Source organism: Paenarthrobacter sp. PPS72 (assembly GCF_048537125.1).
GTDB lineage: Bacteria > Actinomycetota > Actinomycetes > Actinomycetales > Micrococcaceae > Arthrobacter > Arthrobacter nitroguajacolicus_E.
The window spans coordinates 1-18,025 of the sequence record NZ_JBLYIE010000056.1; the positions used below are offsets into that span (position 1 = coordinate 1).

Below are 18,025 nucleotides of genomic sequence, written 5' to 3' on the forward strand. Positions count from 1 at the left end.
CGCACGGGCTGAGCCGTGACCTCTACCGTCCGCGACCATCCCAAACCCAAGGTTTTCTGCCCGTTATGCTGAGATGCTGCCACTTGAGTTCCCAGCGGAAGACCCTTCAGCTTTGCTGAACCCACGGGAAACATTTGCATACCGGAGGGAAGGGCCGATTTCGTCCACTTCCAGTTCGATCACGGTGCGCTTTTCGCCTTCCTTGGTCTCGTAGGAGCGGGACTTCAATCGTCCGGAGACGATGACCCGCATGCCCTTAGTCAGGGACTCGGCCACGTTCTCTGCCGCTTCGCGCCAGACGGACGCCCGGAGAAACAGGGTCTCGCTGTCTTTCCATTCGTTGCTTTGCCGGTCAAAGGTCCGGGGCGTGGAGGCGATGGTGAAGTTTGCCACCGCGGATCCCGAGGGGGTGAAGCGCAGCTCTGGGTCGGAAGTGAGGTTGCCAATCACGGTAATAGTGGTTTCGCCTGACATTGGTGTTGCCCTTTTCTCTCGGTTTAGAACAGTGCGTTCAGTGGTTTGATATCGGGGATGTCGCCATACTTTGGCCAGCCAGTGCCTTTCTCGCACGCCAGGAACCGCTGGGTGAGGTCGCCGCTGATCGGTTTGCCCTCTTCGGCGTATTCGGGCTGGGAATAGAAGTCGATGATCTCTGCGACGGTACCGCGTCCGTGTGCGGACCAGCCGGAGAAGTTGCTTCGATGTGGTTCGGTGGGGTCCCGCCGTCCCTGTGGTGGTTCGAGGTAGCCGGTGATCTTGCTTGGAAAGCTGCTGTTTCGTGCCATGGCCTATACCTCTGCCGTGGCGATTTGGCGGACTTCGCGGAATGAGTGGGTGTTCTGTTCCAGCCAGCGGTGAAGCTCGTCTTCCGTGGTGGTTGCCTTGATCTTTGTCTTGCCCTGGTGTGAGTCGTAGATGGCGAACCAGATGGTCATGGTGTCCTCCAAAGCTTGGTGGCCCGGCACCCGGGGCGTGTTCCTCCGGGTGCCGGGTGGTCTTTAGTCGGTGGTGGGGATTCCAGCGGCGAGAAGGTCTTCCCAAAGGGCGGAACCTTCGATGTCGGTCCAGTCCGAACCGGCGCGGACGTCCGGGGCGCTCCCCCGGTGTTCCCAGATTTCCAGTCTGCTCATGGAGCCCTTGTCGTCGAGGATCAACCTGGTTGCCGGCTCGTCGTTCTCCGGGGATCGGTAGAGGGCTGCGACATGATGGCCGTCAATGTCGTGCACTTCGGGCAGCTGGTCCGAGCAGACAAGGAAAGGATTGGCTTTCAGCAGCGTTTCGGCGTGCTGGTCCCCGTAGATTCCTGAGTCGATGGCGCGCCGATCAAATACCAGCGGTTCAATATCGGTCACTTCGTGTTCTCGCCCGGATGTCTTGGCGGTGATTGTGGGGAGCATCCCCGAACCGTGCATCACGTCGATGTACTGGTGGAGCCGGGCTGTGGTGATGACGGGGGTTTCGTGGTGTGCCCGTACCCAGGATTCCAAGCCTTCGCGACTGATGGTGACGTTGGCGCGTCGTTCGGAGGATTCCCGGACGGTGATGGTCACGTGCAGCATGTCTGCGGAGTTGGTTTCGACGCGGGGGCCGGCTGTCAGGGTGTGCTTCTTCATGGTGTTCTCCTTGCGTAGGAAGGGGGGTCCGGCAGGTGCTGTGTCCGCAGCGTCTGCACGTTGGTGGGGAGCGGCTAAGCGGTCAGCTGAGCCAGTTCCTCGATCTTGTCTGGTCGGAATCCGGACCAGTGGTCTTGGTCGGTGACGACCACGGGAGCTTGCAGGTAGCCCAGTGTCTTGATGCGGTCCAGCGCTTCGGCGTCGGTCGAGATATCTACCGTCTGGTGGGCAATGGCTTTCTTTCCCAGTGCCCCGCTCGGTTGCGTCGCACTGCACGCATCCTGGCTTGGTGTACACGGTGACCGTCATAGGGATCAGCTCCATCTTTTCGTCGGTTCTGGTTTCGCTCGTCTGCCTTCTTGATACTATTATGATATCACTTTGATATCACTATGAATAGTGGCAGCGGCTGTTTTTCCCGTGAATACTAGGAAGGGCGGGATTCCGGTCCCGCCCTTCCTTTGGCTATTCGCCGGCTTCCATGACTCCTACGTCGTACCCGCCCCATGGGCTGCGTCCGGGGACGTAGCGGCCACTCATAGCCGTCCGTGCCGTCCTGACCGGCGCTCCGGGATACTGCCATTCCTTGGGGTAGTCCTCAGGAACGTTGAATTTGTATCCCCCGTTGGGCTTCATGGCTGACGTGACCAGTGGCAGGTACTGCCATCCTGGCCAGCAGTGGTTGAGCATGTCCTCCACGGCTTGGTTCTCGTTCTCGTGGATTCCTCCCCACCAGTCGCAGTCGTGGCAGTGGACGCGGTACAGGAGGTCTCCCATGCACTGGCAGTCCGGGTTGCGCCAGTGCTCGTTGCAGCGCAGGTCCGCTCCGTAGGTGAAGGTGCGGTGGGCGGATCCGGCAGTGACGTTCCTGCCCGTCTGGTTTTCATTCCACTGGCGGCTCCAGTTGGATACCCCCATCCGCCCCTCGCTTTTGGCCCGGTACTCATAGGCGGCGTCCAGCTCGTCCGGGTGGTAGTGGCCAACGGTGAAGTGCAGCGGGGCCGTGGGCAGGGTTTGCAGTTCAAGTAGGGTGAGAAGGTCAAGCTGGCCGGTCAGCACATCTGTTGCTGTCATGGTCCAATCTCCTTATTGCGTAGGGATGAGAGTCGCTTGGCGAGGGTGGGTTCTGTGTCCGCAGGACCCACCCGCTTTATATCTTGTTGATACTATAATGATATCGTTTTGATAGTACGCACTCAAGGTAAATCCCCGTAATTACGCGGATTCTTCGCCCTCCCTCATATCTCCACCGCGCCCCAAGGTTCCGATGCGTGCGGGCCGCTGCTCCCCGCCCGACCATTGCGTCGTCCCTGCTGAAAAGAACCTGACCCCACCCGGTGGTGCGTCGGCGGCGACAGGCTTGGACCATGGGGAACTCTGCCGATCCTGGAAGATTGTCAGACCCCCACTGCACACTAAAAGGAGGCCGTCCGGCCTATTTTTTCGGTGTGTCATTCGAACACATATTCGATAAGGTGTGTTAGTGAACCGGGAGCAAGCGACCCAGCTGCAGGCGCAGTACGCTCGCCGTGCCGGCCCGATTGGGCTGACGGTGGAGGAGCTTGATTTCGAGCATTTCCCGTCCAAGAACGGGTATCCGGGAATACCAGTGAAGGCGTGGATCAGATTTCCGAACTGCGCGGAGTTGGTGGACGGAGAAGTGTTCGCCTGGACAGCCAAGGCCGCCGAAGTGACCTGGAAGGACGGCCCGGTGACGTACCGGACGTGGGTGTGGAGTTCGGCGGTCACCCGCCGGGAAGAGTTGATGAACAGGAATTTGGGAGAGCGGACCAACCGTGACAGCAGCAGTAAGTGAAACGATCCTCGACGCTCCCGTGGACGTCCGGTTTACGGCGGCAGGCATTCCCCTGGCGGTCCGTTACGACGGGCGGGTATGGGCTGTGGCGGCAGAGCCGCTGCACTGGTTTACGAGGGATTCCTGGTGGCTGACCCAGCGGACTGTCCCGGTAGGCGTCGGGAACGTCGTGGACATTGAGCATTGGCGGGTACAGGTCCGCCTAGGCACGTCGTCAGAGGCGCTGCGGACCTTCGAGCTGCGGCGGGACCCGTTGGCGGAGCAGTGGCTGTTGGAATCCATCACGGAAAACTAGCGGAGGTTTCGGGGATCATTCATGCCAACCCGTTCCGGGCCCGGCACTTTCTCCTGAGTAGGGTTGGGGGCATGAATGATCCGGCCCCGCTTCCTGGCCGCCATGACCGAGTGCGGCACGGTAGTGGGCGGCTGTCATGGCGAGCCCTATGGATCCTTGCCGTTGTGTTCACCGTTGCGACAACGGGATCTCTGGTGCTGGTTGCCCTCGATCTCGTCATCGGCCGACCGGCTGCCGGCGATATCTTCATCGCTTTCCTGAATAGTCTGGTGGCCTTGGTGTTGTGGCGCCGGATTTCTGAACAAGCGCGGGCATGACTGCGTAGAATCGATATTGCGGACGTGAGGGCGCGCTTAGCGTCAACTGAAACGATCCCCCACGTCCTGATTAGGTGATTAGTTTGCGATACCGCGGACGAGGTCCCAGATAACCGGGATCAGGGCCGAGACCACCACGCTTGCTGTGTTTACCCACAGGTGGACGGTCTCGGCTTTCCAGGTTTCGGACTGAACTTCACTCACTAATATCACCCCCTCTCTCTCGTGAAAATGCCAGAGAACAACTCGTTCAGGTCAATCTGTCCCTTCGAGGGCTTATCGAACGGCCCTTTTAGGCTGTAGTGACGCTCTGTGAACGTGATCTGCTCTGTTCCGTAGTCTTCCCTGGTCCTGTTTTCGAACGTGATCAGTTCGTGGTTCTGCAGGTCTTTGATGCCGTCGGTAAGGACATCTGGAGAAAATCCGTACCACTTCTTGACGAGACGACCGGGCAAATAGAAGCCAGGACGTAAGGACCGCGCCACGAGAAGGACGGCTTTGCCCGGCACGGTAAGTTCTCGGTACCAGTTATCCGTCCAGTACTCCAAGGGCAGTGTGAAATATTTTCCCGCCGGCGCCGTGTAGGGTTCTTCCTTACCGTTCTCATGGAGGGTCGTGATTTTGGCTTGTTTGGACTCTCGTTCGCGGAGAATGAGCTTCCGTTCGGCTAGTTTGGCCCAGCACCGGGACACAGCGTCCTTCCCGTAGGGGCCGTCCCCGAGCCCCATGGCACGTGACCAAACAGCGGCATCACGTTTGGTGTCCCACGGGGTGGCTGATGCGGCTAGCCGGTGGAGCAGATACAAGTCCAATGAACGACCGTTACTTGAGTTGATGAGGGCTCCGAGCGCACCTGGTGTTTTCCCTTCCAGGAGTTGAACGAAGTCGGTCCGGATTGGAACGTTCTTCTTCCGTTTGGAGTCGTCCAGCAGGGTTTGTATCGATTTGTCCTGCAATAGGGTTCGCGTTGCCTTGTCTTGAAGCTGTCTGGGTTGCTTTGTCATTCCTTGATCTAAGCACTAGAAGTCGCGGCGAACGGTTGCGCTTCTATGGGTGAGATGCGGTCTTGGCGGGTGCTATATAACGACCGTTAACAAATTCCAAATAGGATTACCGATGCAAACACCTGTTAACAATGCCAAAAGGCCAGTCGTCGCTTAAGCCGCCAACTCCCGCCGTGGGGGAAGATCACCCATGCGACTTGAAATATTTTGCCGGGTATCGCCCGCCGCCAACGTAGGCCCGCCTGGCGGCCCTGTAGGGGCCTACCGCCGCTAGGCTGGATCAGTGGAACTAACAGGCACTATTGAGGCCCCCGACGGCAGCCGAGAGCGCATATCGGCAATTGGTGAGGACTACCCCGCAGCGCACGCGGCGCTCTTGCAGCTAATTCCTGATGAACACCGGCTCATCGTTATCCGTACGCAGTGACTCTTAGCCCGGGGGCATGAGGCCGGCCAATACTCCGAGTCGATCCATACCAATTTCAATCAGGTGGATTGCCCCGCCAAACAGAAGCACCTCCATCCAGTTGGCGCTGCGGTTCTCAGGCTGACGCTGGTTCTGTTCATTTAGGTCCATACCAATAGACATGCGTCGATATCTCAGCACGTGGGTGGGAAGGCTCGATCTAGCACCATCAGGATGGTGGATCATGTTGGTTTCCTCGCTAGAGACACATAAGGAAGCCCTGCACAGCTCGTTGCTGTACAGAGCTTCCGTGTTGCCGGGATCGGGCTAGCGCCCGTATTCGGTGTGCCGCTGCTGCCGCTGCTCTGGCGGCCGCTGCTGGGCCGTCGTAGTGGCAGAGGGGGACGTGCCTGGTCGTTGCGGGAAGGATGCATTCATTAGCCGTTGCATCTTTTCCATTCGGGGGTCTATTTCGGCTGGGAGTTCGGGCTTTTCCGGTTCTTCTGGCTTTGCCGCGTCGGCCATGAGCTGGTCGATGCGTGCGGACTCCCCCCGGGCGGCTTTGAGTGCGTCGACGTACTTGAAGGGTTCCGCCAGTGCCTTTTCTGCCTGTTCGACCCGGGAGAGAGCTTCCTGTCGGCGTCCGTCGACGTCGGCTATCAGTCGGGGCAGGGAGGAAACCCTGTTCTCAAGCTGTCTGATGGTGCCGATATCGGCTGACAGCAGGCTCCTGCGGGCGATCTGGGTGGTTGCCCTGGGCACTCCTTCGATGCGCACTTCGACCGTGGCGTGGTCAAGGTCGCGTGCTGGCACGAGTTTGGCGCGGAGTTCGTGGCCACCAAGGTTTGCGATGGTTCCGAGCTCGTCGTAGCCGTAGAGATTCATGAGCCGGTGGCCGTGCCGTCCGGCCCATGCGCGGAGCACTTCTGCGGCGTCACCGCGGTTGTCTAGGGTTTTGCCGTCGATGCGGACGTTGAAGGCATCCGCAGTGGTGTCTACCGTCCGGCCGGCGGCCGCCTGGATCAGTGGCAAGTCATGGGATGCTGCCTCGGCCGCAGACTGCTCACCGCGCTTGGTGTGGGCAACGGCAACCATGTTGCGGTTGTAGGCCCGGTCCAGACGGCTCAGCCGGGCAAGTTCCTGGTCTGCGACGGCTTTTTCCAGCACCAGCGGGTTACCGCTGGTGATGGCTTTTGCCTGGGCGAAGTTCAGGGTGTTGTCCCCGATGTCCTCGATTTCCCGGACGTCCAGGCGGCCGCGCATGATCTGGTTGATAAACCGGGACTTGCGTTCAAGTCCCTGCCACATGAAGGAGTCGAAGGATTCCTTCGTCACCACTTGGGAGATGCGGACCTCGGGGTTCAGATTTCCCTGGCGCATGATGCGGCCGTGGCGTTGCTCGACGTCGGAGGGCCGCCACGGGGCGTCCATGTCCACCAGGTGCACGGCACGTTTTTGAATGTTCGTCCCAACACCCATTTTCGAGGTCGATCCCACCAGCACGGCGATCTGGCCGGAACGGGCGGCGGCAAAGAGCCGTCCCTTCTCGGTGTCGTTCTTGGCTTCGTGGATGAACCGGACCATGTGTTCAGGTACGCCTCGGCGGCGGAGCTGGTCTTTGAGTTCGCCGTACACGTTCCACCGCTCAGATGGTGTGCCGAAGTCACAGAAGACCAGCTGCAGGGCACCGGGAACCGGGTCCGGCTCGCCGGTTTTCGGGTCGGTGTAGATGCGGTCCTTGTGTTCTTCGTACACGCTGGCCAGCAGGTCAGCGGTCGCACTGATCTTCGTGGGACCCTGCTGGGAGAGCGTGGGGTCAACGAGTCTCATGTCCAGGGCGGCCTTGCGGCCGTCTGAGGAGACTTTGAGCATGTTGTCTTCCTCGGAGTCCACCAGCCGTTGCTGGATACGGTCCACGCGGTTCCCGATGTCCTGGATGTATTCGCGCAGCTCGGGGCTGGGCTCCACGGCCAGCATGTTCGGCTGGCGCAACCCGTCGCCGGCGCGCGGGGCAAGGGCCGGGACAGGCAGTTTCAGGTCTTCGGCGGTTTTGACGTCCGCAAAAGTGTGGAACATTTTCAGCAGCTCGGGGACGTTCTGGAATTTAGCGAACCGGCTCTTGAGCTTGAACCGGTCACCGCCGGCTACGGAGAGTTCCATTTCTTCGACCACTTGGCCAAACGTGGCGGCCCAGGTGTTGAAGTCCTGGATCCCGGTGGCCCGGAGCAGGTCCGGGCGCAGGTAGCGCTGCATGACGTACATTTCTGTGACCGAGTTGGCGATGGGTGTTGCCGTGGCTCCGGTGATCACGCGGCGTCCTTCGCGTTGGCGCAGGAACTCTGTCTTCATGTGGAGGTCGGATGCACGGTTGGAGCCTTGGATTCCGGCGCCGGGGATGTTGCTCGGGGTCCGGAGGTTCTTGTAGTCGTGCAGCTCGTCCACGACGAGGTAGTCAATGCCGGTCTCTTCAAAGCTGATCCCGGGGTCTGCGGGGGTGTCGAGTTTGGCTTTGAGGGTTTCTTCCTGGGACAGGACGGCCTTTTCCAGGCGTTTGACGATACTGGCGTTGGCGCGGCCATTGTCCTGGCCGTTCTCTTTCGCGGCTTCCAGCTCGGCCCGCATCTGGATGACTTCAGCATTGACGTAGGCAGCTTCGGCTTCGGGGCTGAGGCTGACGCGCTGGAAAGCGGTGCGGGTCATGACCACGGCGTCCCACTCGTTGGCGGCCGCGCGGGCGACGAACTGGCGGCGGTTGTCCCCGGCGAGGTCGCCCGATGATGCGGCAAGAATGCGGGCCTGGGGGTAAATCTGGAGCCATTCGCGGGCGAACTGTTCCAGCATGTGGTTCGGGATCACGACGGCTGGCTTGTTGACCATGCCCAGGCGCCGCAGCTCCATGACGCCCATGACCATCTCGGCGGTCTTGCCTGCACCGACCTGGTGGAACAGGCCCACGGCAGGCTCGGAGAGCATCCGGGCCACGGCCGCGCGCTGGTGCGGGCGTGGTGAGAAGTCCTTGGCCATGCCGGGGAGGGTCAGCCGCTCCCCCTCGGTGCTGTAGTCGCGCAGCACGATGGAGTTGAAGCGGCGGTTGTATTCGTCGATGAGCCGGGTGGCCCGTTCCGGTTCTTCCCAGACCCACTCGCTGAAACGCTCCTGCAGCAGCTGGGCTTTCTCCTGGGCTGCTGCGGTTTCGGTGGGATTCAGGATGCGGCGCTTGTCCTCGCCTTCATCAGTGACGCGGACGGGCCGCTGTTCCAGGACCTGCTTGAGGACGTCAGACGCGGGCATCCGCTGGGTGCCCCAGTTGCTGGTGGCCGCAAGGGTATGGCGGTTGGCTTTGACGTCCCACATGGACCCGGCTGCGTTGGAGACGGTGGCGTAGGGGTCGTTCAGGATTTCCCGGACGAACTCCTGGTGGGTGCCGGCGTCGATCCAGACCGCGCCGAGACGGGCTTCCACTTCGTCCATGCGCAGCGGTTCCGGTATGGCTTCGGTGAGGGCCTGGACGTTGGCGGAGTACCTGTCGTCCGAGAGCGCGGACGCTTGGGCGACTTCCAGCTTTTCCCGCACGTTTCCGGACAGATACTCGGCCCGGGTCTGGTAAGTCTCCTCGGTGCCGGGGACCTCGTAGATGCTCTCCCTCATGGCGGCCCGTGTTTCGTCCCGGCTGATGCCCAGTAGGGATGCGGCGTAGTCCAGGTCAACCTCTCCCACGGTATCGAGGGTGACGGTGAGGGCTTCTTCGGCGGTGTCCACACCAAGGACCGGGCGGCGGGGCTGGACCTGACGGGTGGAGAGCAGGGCAGCCGGGGAGGCTGTCAGTGTGGCTTCATCGAAGTTTTCCAAGGCCATGACCAGAGGCCCGAACGGGTCACGGGAGACGATGGAAACTGCCCGTGGTGTGATGCGGGCCTGGACGGGCGCCTGCGTCTCTTCATCCACGCGGCCGGTGTCCCGGAGCGTGAAGCGGTTGATCGGCCCGTAGGTGTCCGCGTACTGACTGTAGGCAGTCTTGAGTTGATCGCGCAGGGAATCAATCTCGGCGGTTTCGTCGCGGCTTTCGGCTTCTGCGGTGAGCAGCGTCCGTCCGGCGTCGCGCAGCCCCAGCAGGGCGCGGAGTTCAACGGCCTGGGTTTTGGGTACTGCGAGGTCGGAGTGGGAGCCGTTCTGGACAACGGTGAAACCGTCGTCCTTGGCGCTGATGTGGCCGTCCCATTCGTGGGTGGCGGCCGGGACGTAGGCGGCGCGCTGGCGTTCCTGCTCGACGGTCCGCTCTGTCATGACCAGTCCTGCGGACCGAGCTTCGTTAACGACATCAGCCAGGGCACCGTTCAGGCGGGCCGGGACGGCTGAGAGGTCATCGGTGGTCAGCTGCAGGGTCTCGGCCCCGTACATGCCATGGCTGACGTGAAGCTCGCCCAACAGGCGGTTGGGGTACTCGTCAAAGTAGGAGTTCAGGCGGGTAATAGTCCCGTCGATCCGGCGGGCGGTGACGGTCTCCCAAAGAGTGGAGGCCGGTTCCTGGCCAGGTTCCCTGCGGCGGAAGATCAACAGGTCCGTCATGGCGTCCGTGCCGGCTGCCTTCCGGTGGGAACCGGTGGGCAACCTCACGGCGCCCACGAGGTCGGCCAGCTGGTTCATTTCCCTGCGGGCTGCCGGGTTCGTGCCGTCCAGCGTGAAGCTGGACGTCAGCACGGCCACCAGCCCGCCGGGGCGGGTCATTTCCAGGGATTTGAGGATGAAATGGTTGTGGATCGAGTGGCCGCCGGCGTTGTGGCGGGGATCGTGAAGCTTGACGTTAGCGAAGGGCACGTTGCCGATGGCAAGGTCGAAGTGACCGGTCGGCAGCTTGGTATCAGCAAAAGACTCGGCCCGGACGGTGGCCTCCGGGTAAATGGCCTGGGAGATGGCCGCCGTGGTCGGATCCAGCTCCACACCGGTCATCTCGGCGGTGTCCGGGGCAAAGCCCATGAACGTTCCAACCCCGGATCCCGGTTCCAGAACAGTGCCCCCGGTGAAGCCCAGTTCCTGCACGGTGGACCACATGGCCTGGACGTAGGCGGCATCGGTGTAGTGGGCGTTGATCGTGGTCCGGCGCGCGGCGTCGTACTCGGCCTCGGTCAGGAGGCTGCGCAGATGCTCGCGGTCCCCGGTGTATTCCTCCCGGGATTCATCGAATATCTGGAAGACACCCTGCGCTCCCCAACTTCCCCACCGCGCCAGTGACGCCCTTTCGGTCTCCGTGGCGGATCGGTCCTCGTTCTGCAGCGTCTGCAGCACCTCGAGGGCTTCAAGGTTCGCCCGAATACGGCCGCGGGCACCGGACGGGGCCAGTTCTTCCTGGGACGACGGGCGGTATCTGCCCGTCCCGGTTTCTAGTAGAGCTGCTGGCGCAGCTTGTCCGCTTCCGCCATCGAGTCCAGGTACTCCTGGATACTCGGGTTCACGTACTCTTCCTCCTCGTCCTCCGTCTCCGGTGGCGAGAGCAGGTCGTAGCGGACGATCTCCTCGGCCTGGTTCCGCGCTGCGTTCAGCCGGCCTACCTTCTCCAGGTAACCCTCCCCCTTCGGGTCCGGTCCCGCGATCTTGATCAGCAGCCCGTCCACTTGTTCTTGGGCTTCCTCCCCCAGCTTGGTGAAGAAGTCCTCCGGGTCCTGGATCTGGCTGTAGCGTGTGGGACTGGCTGTCTTCCAGGCTTCCTGAGCCTGCCTGCCGTACTTGTTCATTGCGATCCTCCTCGGGTGCCGCCCATAGAGCTTCAAAGCTCAACTGGCCATCGATTTGTTTCTTACGCCCCGCCATGGACATCTCCCCCTGGTGCCTCGTGTGGTCCGGGGGTTCACGCTAGCGGGGATTCACTGATATCACCTGTCACAGGGGGACCACTCCCCCGCGTCGGCAGCTTCCGTCATCTCGACCGGTGTCCACACTGAAACCATTGAGATACCGCATAGATACTGGGCTGATACTTTTTAGATACTGCTGTGATACTGCTTTGCTACTGGTTGCGGGTAGCCCGGCGGCGTTCCAGTTCCGGCCAGATGATGGATTCGAGCAGCTTCTGTTGGCTGCGTCTGTCAGCGTCTGCCGATTCCTTGAGCAGCTGCTTCTGGTAGTCGTTGAACCGGAAGAGGATGCCCTGCGGGCCGACAGGGGCGTTGGGGTCCAGGGGAGCCTCGTCGACCTGGGGGGCGTAGCCGCCTTTGCCGAATTCTTCGGCCCTCCTGGCTACGGCGTCCTCGTCCCCAGCTACCGCCGTGGATGCCACTGCGGGGGCTTCGCGTTTCTTTATAGCCATTCCTCAATCTCCTTCACTAGTACCTGCACTTCGGCCTTGGCCGATCCGTTCGAAATCTCGATGACGCCCTTGCCAGCCGGGATGCTGTCCCGATAGGCCTTCCTGATCTTCAGAGCCGCGTCGATACGCGGGATCTGCGGGTAGTCCCGCAGGAAGTCCTTGGCCTCGTCCTCCTCGGTTGCAGAGGAATAGGTGGGCACCTGGGTGAGCAGCGCGGCGACTTTGAGCTTCGGGTTCATGTCTTTGGCGGTCTCGATGAGTTCGACCATGCCGGGAATGGTGTCGAGGTCGAACTGTGAGGGCCTCACCGGGATGAGCATCAGGTCCGCGACGGTCATCGCTGTCCGCATTTCCTGGCTGTCGTGCCCAGGGGCGTCCACGATCACATAGTCGTACCGGGCGCCTAGGTCTTTGAGAGCTTCCCGGACGTTGCCGGTTTTCTGGATGGCATGGACGCGGGGGAGTGAGTCGTCCTGGGCGCGGTCAGCAGCCCACGTGGACGCGGACTGAACGCTCTTGTCGCAGTCAACGATCAGGACGTCACGTCCTCTACGGGCAAGCTCGGCCGCGACGTTGATGGTCGTCGTGGTTTTGCCTGTCCCGCCCTTCTGACTGGCTATAAGGAGTACTGGCATGGTCGTCCTCTCATCTGCAGCAATGATACTGCGGCGATATCAGCTTGAAACTATAGTAGCGGGGCGATATCTAAACAGTATAAGGCTGAAACTGATTTGATACTAATATCATAGAGGTATCACCGTGATACCAAGTACTCGGCGCCCCCGCCGCTGCCCCTTGGGCGCCTGGGCCCACGGGACGTTGACCAAATTCAGGGTCCTTGTTGTGGCCTGGCTGCTACCGTGAAGGCCATTCAACAATGGGGGAGAGGCAACCGTGGAAGCTCTAAATGCGTCGCTGTACAGGGTTGTGCTGATTGTCAGCTTGATGCTTGCTGGGGTCTTCTTTGAGGAATACAGGTGGCCGGTCTGGATCCTCGCTGCCTGTGTTGGCATTTCTACGCTGCTCTGGTCTGTGTTCGTGTATTTCGGGACAGCTGCCGAGCGCAGGCGGACCGAGGCACACCTCGCCCGCTATCCCGAAGCCTGAGGCCCTTAAGTCCCCTCACCAACCCTTAGACCAGAGCCGTTGCGTTGTCCCCGTTGTGGGCCGGTGGAGACCGGAGGATGAATCTCAAAGCGGTCCACACTGGGGGCAGGGTAAGCGACTAGCATTAGGCGATCACCATCAGACCTCCACCAACTAGGAGACACACCTTGGCTGTTTGTTCAGTTCTTCGATGCGAGCAAGAGACCGCCGGAAGGTTTACAACCAACGAGAAGGTGTTCATGGAGACGGCCGTGTGCGGCGATCACCTCCAGAAGCTCAAGTCCGGGGAACCTTGGAAGTACCAGAGCACGAGCCACGAGTTACTGATGGACTCTGACATGCCGCCTGTGATTGTAAATTTCAGCCTCGACGAAGGTGTTGGACCGGGCGTGACCTTGAGTCTTGCTACGGACGGAAACGAGAAGCCACACACGTTCTGGATCAGCCGCGAGCACGCCAAACAGCTTGGTTCCTTCCTATCGGGGAAGTCGTAGCGAAGGATTTCCGTGAGCAGCGCAGAGGCCACTAAATACGAGTACAAGGCCGTCAAAGTGGACCACCGGTCCAAGCAACAGTCGAAGGAACTCACCAAGCTCTCCGAGCGAGGCTGGGAGATTGTGCAGATCGGAGCGCCTGCCATGCAGATCGGTTACAAAACTGTGCCAGTGCAGGTCCGTCGTCCCAAGCGATAGCTGAGACCTCGATAGCCTGAACACACTCACTGACAACCTGCTTAGAAGACGCTTCTGACCAGGGCAATGCCGCGTTTGAAGGCGCTGACCGCCTCTGTATCTGGCTCGCGGCGTTTCTTCTCTTCCTTCGCTGCGGCGATGGCCCGAGCCGTTGCTTCCTGGGAGCGGCGGGCTGCTTGTTTGCTGGGCGGGTAGATGGGGTGTCCGTTGAGGCGCCAGTGGTTGAGCCGGCTTTGGAGCAGGCGGGCGATGTCCAGGGCACCGTCGAAACCGTCATGTGGGTGGGCCGATCCGTCAGGTTTGAAATCCAGGGCATGGAGGACATCTCTGGGGGAGTAGTCCTCCCGGAAGTAGGGTGCCAGTATCCGTACAAGGTGCCTGGACCGGAGTTTCCGTAGTGGAGGTGAGTGCCATTGGACGGTTCGGGCGGCTTGTAACTCGTTGAAGGATCGGGTTGCCTCGTCCGGGGCGCTTGTCGTTCCGGTAATTGGCCATTGAAGGTCTGTACGAGCGGCCTCGATCTTGGCTGTCTCACGTGCTGCCGCCTCAAAATGGGCTTTCAGTGTGGGCGAAGCCCACTCCTTCTTCCCCTTGGGGGCTGAGTTTCCTTTTGGCAGGTTAGGGTTGCCATTTATGTCCACAAGCTGCCGGAATTTCTGCAGGAGTGGATCGAGTCTGCACTTGAAATCCATGCGCTGGACTTCCTGCTCGCCAAACTCCGCGAGCTCCTGCTCGGTTGCGAGGCGGCAGAGCACATAGACGGCACGGTCGGCCATCCGGTCCGGCCTTGCTCCCTCTTTGAAGAGGTTGGAGTTCCCGTCCGCGGTCTTGGGTGTGTAGATGGCTGAGCGGCCGCCGGCTACTACGCCGAGGAAACCGTGACGCCGCAGCCAGCGCTTGATGCGGCCCAGGGTGCCGGCGCCGATACCGGCGGTGGCCATGAGGTAATCATTCCCGGGGGTCACGGTGTGGCTGTTGTAGTCGTAGGCCACGAGAAGCTGTGCGGCCACGGCCAGCAGGTTCCGCCGGAAGTCGGCCCTGTGCCAGACGAGTTTGGGGTGCTGCCGGATAGCGTCTAGCCAGTCAAAACCGGTGGTGAGGGGGCAGCTGCCCTCCGGAACGGCACGGAGGACGTTTTCTTCGTCCCGTTCCATGAGTCGGTTGATGCGCCGCGGTGCATCAGTGCGCTTGGAGTGATCTCCCACGTGTGCGGGGTCCCGGCGTTTCCACAGACCGGGTAAACCCTGTACAGCGATGGCCTCCATAGACGATGTTGTGGAGCAGTGTTGCTGGGGGCGCGGGCGACGTTCGGCGTCGGTGACGTGAGAGCCAACATACGCGTCGGAATGCGTTGACGCCGGGATAAGGTCCGGTACCATAGACGCAGCAAGTCCTTTCTTTTGACAAAGCAAAGGGAGCGTCCTCGCAAGAGGAAGCTGCAGTGAAATGGTTCAGATCACGTCCCGCCAAGAACTGAGATCTGAACGCATACTTAGATGAAGGCCCGCCGAGTGCGGGCCTTCAGCTTTTAACTGGCTTTAGACATCGGCAATGTCTCCGGTAGTTGGGATCGGTCGAACCAGGAGGGCAGTCCATCGGGCTGCAACTCCGCCCGAAGATGAGCGATCAGCTGCTCCATGGCTTCGCCGGTCGACACACCCATGTTGTCGGCCACGGCGAAGAAGAAGTTTTTGTCCTCCTTCGGCACCAGCGTATTGAGCTGGACGTTGTCCATTGCTGTTCCGCGATGCCTGCGCCGTCTCGTAGCCATAGATCGAAAATAGCCTTAAGAATATGCATTACGCGGGATTCGGCCCGCGTGTCTTCCTAAGAAGAACATTTAACGCCCTCGTAAGTAATCCTTGAGGCCGTCAAGTAATTGCTCCAGGCGCTCAGGCAGGACTGTGAATGTCACGGTCCGCCCTCGGCGTTGACCTGCGGGGACATCGGCTTCCACCAGGCCTGCGTCTTCGAGTCCCTGGAGTGTCCGTCGTGCCGTGTTTGGATCGGTTCCGAGTTCGCGAGCCAGGTCTGCTGCCCCAGTTGGGCCGTGGATTGAGAGATGGCGCAGTATCGCGCGGGAGAACATCGTCCCGAATGACTCGATGGCCATTTCTACGTCCCTAGGCAGGGAGCTCGGGGGGCGAATATATCGGGGCATCCAATCATTTTGTCACTTCCTGTGTTTTACTCTGCCGCGGTTCCCATAAGACTACATTTAATGTCGTTTTAGGGTAATGTCTTAACTGTCGCACAGACAAGAACGCAGATAGCCGTGACCACTGACACAGAGAGGCTGTGTGACAAGCGATTCCGGCTCAACGTGTGGACAATGGCCTGTTGGTCCACCAAATGGAATATGTCAGTGGCAGCTGGTGGCTGTGGAAACGATGTCCAAGGGGGAGGGACGGATTTTGAAGAGTTTATTGCCGTTTGGCACGCCGTGGCAGATGGACGGCGCTCTGCGTGAACGGGCGATCCGGGAACGTGAGATCTTCCGGTCCTGGGTGGCTGAACTGGACGTCCCCGCCGGGCAGGTGCGGGTACTGAGTGAACTTCTGGAATTGATGGATGAGCGCGAGTTCGTTGAGGGGCGCGCTGCCTGCGTGACCTACGAGGCCGAGCTTGCCCGCCGTACAGGGCTGGGGGACTCCCTGGAAGGTGTCCTCAAAGACCTGAAGGACGCGGGCATACTGACCTCCCACCGGGCGGCCGAAGTCTTCAAGGATGGACGCCCGGGCGTGGTGCTGCGGATTCGACGCCCGGGCGTCGTCCTGACCGTCGAAGCCGCCGGTCCTCTGTGGCTCAAGGATTCCTGGTTCCGTAACCGGGGCGAGGGCTTTCCTGATGCAGCGTAAGTCGCTTGGCCTGGTGGCACTCATTGCCATCCCCGGGCTGTTCCTTGGTCTGATCTTCTCCATGCTGTTGCTGTTGGCCCCCGCGAAACCTGCTGTGGCTCACTGCGGTCCGGCCATCTCTGTTGTCATCGATGGCAACACCAAGGTCGAGGGCTACACCGAGGAACAGTTGAAGAACGCCGCGTCGATCATGGGTGCCGGCCAGGCACAGGACCTGTCCGTGAAGGGTCAGATGATCAGCGTCATGGTCTCCCTGGGGGAGTCGGGGTTGCGTGTCCTGGACCATGGCGATGGACCCGGCCCGGATTCCCGTGGGTTGTTCCAGCAGCGCGACAACGGCGCTTGGGGCTCCTATGCAGACCGTATGGACCCCACCACCAGCGCCACGAACTTCATCAAGGCTTTGAAGGCCGTTCCGGGTTGGGAGCTGTTGGAGCCGACCCTCGCCGGTAACAAAGTTCAGCGCAACGCCGACCCTTACCACTACCAGAAGTACTGGCCTGAGGCCCTCAAACTCGTCCAGGCACTCTCGGACGGAAAGTTCGACGTGGAAGGCAGCGACTGCGCCATCCCGGGAAAGTCCGGTGCCGGGGATGACTACCCGTGGAAAGACGCTCCCACCTGGTTGCAGGTCGGAGCGAACGCTGCCAGCACCTCGCCGCTGGGTATGTACAACCGAGAGTGCGTTGACTTCGCGCTGTGGCGCGTGAACCAGCAGATGGGTTCCGCCAGCGCACCCTTCAAATTTCTCAACGGCACGTTCCGCCCGGATGGGCAGGGCCTCGGCTCGGCTCTGACGTGGAAGAGCGGCTGGGACGCCAAGGGCTGGCCCACCGGCAGCACCCCACGGGCCGGCGCGGTCGTTTGGTACGCACCCGGAACCGGGGGAGCGGACCCGACCTTCGGCCACGTTGCGGTGGTCAAGGAAGTCAGTGACGACGGGACCTACGTCGAAGAGGGCTACAACGGCAACCCGGCCCCGGATGACCACAGCTACTACACCCGGACAGTCAGCAGCAACGTCCCTTCAGCCTTCCTGTACCTGCCCACTCAAGAGGAGAAAAAGTGAAAAAGCCCTTGGCCCTGCTCACCGTGGCCCTGCTCTGCGTTTCATGCGCACCGGCAGCGAACACGACACCGGCAGAACCAGCCAGCACCACGCCCACAGCGTCCGCCCCCGTCTCACTGAGCGCCAACAGCGGACCACAGGCCCCCGGAGGAACAGTCCCAGCCTCCACCGGCATCACCTGGGATCAGGCCAGCAAAGACAAAGCCGCGGAAATCGCTGAGAAGGCAATGGACGACTTCGCGCGCCCCAACGTGGAGGAAAAGCAATGGGCCAACGATCTTGCCCGCTGGCTGACACCACAGGCCACCGCCGACTACTCGGCAGTGGACCCGGCCAACATTCCGGCCAACCTCGTCACCGGCCCGGCCACGCTGACCGTCGACGAAGCCAACGGCTACGGCGTCACGGCAGCTGTCCCCACCAATGCCGGGACCTACACGCTGCAGCTGCTCCGCACGGGCACGGAAGCCCCGTGGAAGGTCAACCGGCTCACACCACCCACGTCCTAAGCGCCGCACCTCTCCATCTCACACACGTAAGGAAGAAG

The 18,025-nt window shown here is 61.1% G+C and carries 24 protein-coding genes and 1 pseudogene; 9 read left to right on the forward strand and 16 right to left on the reverse strand.

Annotated elements, in window-relative coordinates; genetic code table 11:
- Window positions 1–63: 63 nt before the first annotated feature.
- From ACLRGI_RS19600 to ACLRGI_RS19625, 6 genes and pseudogenes are all read right to left on the reverse strand, one after another.
- On the reverse strand, window positions 64–474 hold the full coding sequence (locus ACLRGI_RS19600; RefSeq protein WP_419203174.1) for a single-stranded DNA-binding protein: 411 nt from the start codon (window positions 472–474) through the stop codon (window positions 64–66).
- Window positions 475–497: 23 nt separating this feature from the next.
- Window positions 498–785, reverse strand: coding sequence for a hypothetical protein (locus tag ACLRGI_RS19605; protein ID WP_253031018.1), 288 nt, complete (start codon window positions 783–785; stop codon window positions 498–500).
- A 3-nt stretch (window positions 786–788) separates the two neighbouring features.
- On the reverse strand, window positions 789–935 hold the full coding sequence (locus ACLRGI_RS19610; RefSeq protein ID WP_161958259.1) for a hypothetical protein: 147 nt from the start codon (window positions 933–935) through the stop codon (window positions 789–791).
- A gap of 63 nt (window positions 936–998) precedes the next feature.
- On the reverse strand, window positions 999–1,613 hold the full coding sequence (locus ACLRGI_RS19615; protein WP_253031019.1) for a hypothetical protein: 615 nt from the start codon (window positions 1,611–1,613) through the stop codon (window positions 999–1,001).
- A gap of 74 nt (window positions 1,614–1,687) precedes the next feature.
- Window positions 1,688–1,922, reverse strand: a pseudogene (gene nrdH, locus ACLRGI_RS19620) (glutaredoxin-like protein NrdH).
- Window positions 1,923–2,078: 156 nt separating this feature from the next.
- Window positions 2,079–2,687, reverse strand: a complete 609-nt coding sequence (locus ACLRGI_RS19625) for a DUF6349 family protein (RefSeq protein ID WP_253031020.1) — start codon at window positions 2,685–2,687, stop codon at window positions 2,079–2,081.
- A 409-nt stretch (window positions 2,688–3,096) separates the two neighbouring features.
- Between ACLRGI_RS19625 and ACLRGI_RS19630 the strand changes: the two genes are divergently transcribed.
- The 3 genes from ACLRGI_RS19630 (at window position 3,097) to ACLRGI_RS19640 (ending at window position 4,041) form a co-directional block, all read left to right on the forward strand.
- Window positions 3,097–3,429, forward strand: a complete 333-nt coding sequence (locus tag ACLRGI_RS19630) for a hypothetical protein (RefSeq protein WP_253031021.1) — start codon at window positions 3,097–3,099, stop codon at window positions 3,427–3,429.
- Complete coding sequence (locus ACLRGI_RS19635) at window positions 3,410–3,724, forward strand: hypothetical protein (RefSeq protein WP_253031022.1); 315 nt, start codon at window positions 3,410–3,412, stop codon at window positions 3,722–3,724. The genes ACLRGI_RS19630 and ACLRGI_RS19635 overlap by 20 nt, the downstream gene beginning before the upstream one ends.
- A gap of 71 nt (window positions 3,725–3,795) precedes the next feature.
- Window positions 3,796–4,041 carry a hypothetical protein gene (locus ACLRGI_RS19640; RefSeq protein WP_419203175.1) on the forward strand — a complete coding sequence of 82 codons (246 nt, stop codon included), beginning with the start codon at window positions 3,796–3,798 and terminating at the stop codon, window positions 4,039–4,041.
- Between the two features lie 78 nt (window positions 4,042–4,119).
- Here the strand turns inward: ACLRGI_RS19640 and ACLRGI_RS19645 are convergent, their stop codons facing one another.
- Together ACLRGI_RS19645 and ACLRGI_RS19650 are read right to left on the reverse strand one after the other, a co-directional pair.
- Window positions 4,120–4,245, reverse strand: coding sequence for a hypothetical protein (locus tag ACLRGI_RS19645; RefSeq protein ID WP_263659114.1), 126 nt, complete (start codon window positions 4,243–4,245; stop codon window positions 4,120–4,122).
- Between the two features lie 5 nt (window positions 4,246–4,250).
- Complete coding sequence (locus ACLRGI_RS19650; RefSeq protein ID WP_253031024.1) at window positions 4,251–5,045, reverse strand: hypothetical protein; 795 nt, start codon at window positions 5,043–5,045, stop codon at window positions 4,251–4,253.
- 283 nt (window positions 5,046–5,328) lie between these two features.
- On the opposite strand from ACLRGI_RS19650, the gene ACLRGI_RS19655 reads away from it, so the two are divergent.
- On the forward strand, window positions 5,329–5,472 hold the full coding sequence (locus ACLRGI_RS19655) for a hypothetical protein (protein WP_419203176.1): 144 nt from the start codon (window positions 5,329–5,331) through the stop codon (window positions 5,470–5,472).
- A 3-nt stretch (window positions 5,473–5,475) separates the two neighbouring features.
- Here ACLRGI_RS19655 and ACLRGI_RS19660 read toward each other — a convergent pair whose 3' ends face one another.
- The 5 genes from ACLRGI_RS19660 to ACLRGI_RS19680 all read right to left on the reverse strand — a co-directional run bounded on the left by ACLRGI_RS19660 (window position 5,476) and on the right by ACLRGI_RS19680 (window position 12,387).
- Window positions 5,476–5,634 (reverse strand): hypothetical protein, encoded by a 159-nt coding sequence (locus tag ACLRGI_RS19660; protein ID WP_419203177.1) that lies wholly within the window; start codon window positions 5,632–5,634, stop codon window positions 5,476–5,478.
- Window positions 5,635–5,778: 144 nt separating this feature from the next.
- Window positions 5,779–10,734 carry a helicase-like domain-containing protein gene (locus ACLRGI_RS19665; RefSeq protein ID WP_349469153.1) on the reverse strand — a complete coding sequence of 1,652 codons (4,956 nt, stop codon included), beginning with the start codon at window positions 10,732–10,734 and terminating at the stop codon, window positions 5,779–5,781.
- 95 nt (window positions 10,735–10,829) lie between these two features.
- Window positions 10,830–11,180 (reverse strand): TnpV protein, encoded by a 351-nt coding sequence (locus ACLRGI_RS19670; protein WP_349469154.1) that lies wholly within the window; start codon window positions 11,178–11,180, stop codon window positions 10,830–10,832.
- Between the two features lie 272 nt (window positions 11,181–11,452).
- Complete coding sequence (locus tag ACLRGI_RS19675) at window positions 11,453–11,752, reverse strand: hypothetical protein (RefSeq protein ID WP_253030966.1); 300 nt, start codon at window positions 11,750–11,752, stop codon at window positions 11,453–11,455.
- Window positions 11,743–12,387 (reverse strand): AAA family ATPase, encoded by a 645-nt coding sequence (locus ACLRGI_RS19680; protein ID WP_253030967.1) that lies wholly within the window; start codon window positions 12,385–12,387, stop codon window positions 11,743–11,745. The genes ACLRGI_RS19675 and ACLRGI_RS19680 overlap by 10 nt, the downstream gene beginning before the upstream one ends.
- A 259-nt stretch (window positions 12,388–12,646) precedes the next feature.
- On the opposite strand from ACLRGI_RS19680, the gene ACLRGI_RS19685 reads away from it, so the two are divergent.
- Window positions 12,647–12,859, forward strand: a complete 213-nt coding sequence (locus ACLRGI_RS19685) for a hypothetical protein (RefSeq protein ID WP_253030968.1) — start codon at window positions 12,647–12,649, stop codon at window positions 12,857–12,859.
- A 506-nt stretch (window positions 12,860–13,365) separates the two neighbouring features.
- On the forward strand, window positions 13,366–13,551 hold the full coding sequence (locus ACLRGI_RS19690) for a DUF4177 domain-containing protein (RefSeq protein ID WP_253030969.1): 186 nt from the start codon (window positions 13,366–13,368) through the stop codon (window positions 13,549–13,551).
- A 41-nt stretch (window positions 13,552–13,592) separates the two neighbouring features.
- Here the strand turns inward: ACLRGI_RS19690 and ACLRGI_RS19695 are convergent, their stop codons facing one another.
- The 3 genes from ACLRGI_RS19695 to ACLRGI_RS19705 form a co-directional block, all read right to left on the reverse strand.
- Window positions 13,593–14,756 (reverse strand): hypothetical protein, encoded by a 1,164-nt coding sequence (locus tag ACLRGI_RS19695; protein WP_419203178.1) that lies wholly within the window; start codon window positions 14,754–14,756, stop codon window positions 13,593–13,595.
- A gap of 323 nt (window positions 14,757–15,079) precedes the next feature.
- Window positions 15,080–15,286, reverse strand: coding sequence for a hypothetical protein (locus tag ACLRGI_RS19700; protein WP_253030971.1), 207 nt, complete (start codon window positions 15,284–15,286; stop codon window positions 15,080–15,082).
- A gap of 105 nt (window positions 15,287–15,391) precedes the next feature.
- A complete protein-coding gene (locus tag ACLRGI_RS19705; RefSeq protein ID WP_349469158.1) occupies window positions 15,392–15,664 on the reverse strand; it encodes a helix-turn-helix domain-containing protein in 273 nt (90 codons plus the stop codon).
- 301 nt (window positions 15,665–15,965) lie between these two features.
- Here ACLRGI_RS19705 and ACLRGI_RS19710 point away from each other — a divergent pair, with 301 nt between their 5' ends.
- From ACLRGI_RS19710 to ACLRGI_RS19720, 3 genes are read left to right on the forward strand one after another with little or no spacing between them, the layout of a single operon-like run.
- Complete coding sequence (locus tag ACLRGI_RS19710) at window positions 15,966–16,409, forward strand: hypothetical protein (RefSeq protein ID WP_253030972.1); 444 nt, start codon at window positions 15,966–15,968, stop codon at window positions 16,407–16,409.
- Window positions 16,399–17,478, forward strand: coding sequence for a CHAP domain-containing protein (locus ACLRGI_RS19715; protein WP_253030973.1), 1,080 nt, complete (start codon window positions 16,399–16,401; stop codon window positions 17,476–17,478). The genes ACLRGI_RS19710 and ACLRGI_RS19715 overlap by 11 nt, the downstream gene beginning before the upstream one ends.
- Entirely contained in the window at window positions 17,475–17,987 is a 513-nt protein-coding gene (locus tag ACLRGI_RS19720) for a hypothetical protein (RefSeq protein WP_253030974.1), read from the forward strand. The genes ACLRGI_RS19715 and ACLRGI_RS19720 overlap by 4 nt, the downstream gene beginning before the upstream one ends.
- The last annotated feature ends 38 nt before the right edge of the window (window positions 17,988–18,025 follow it).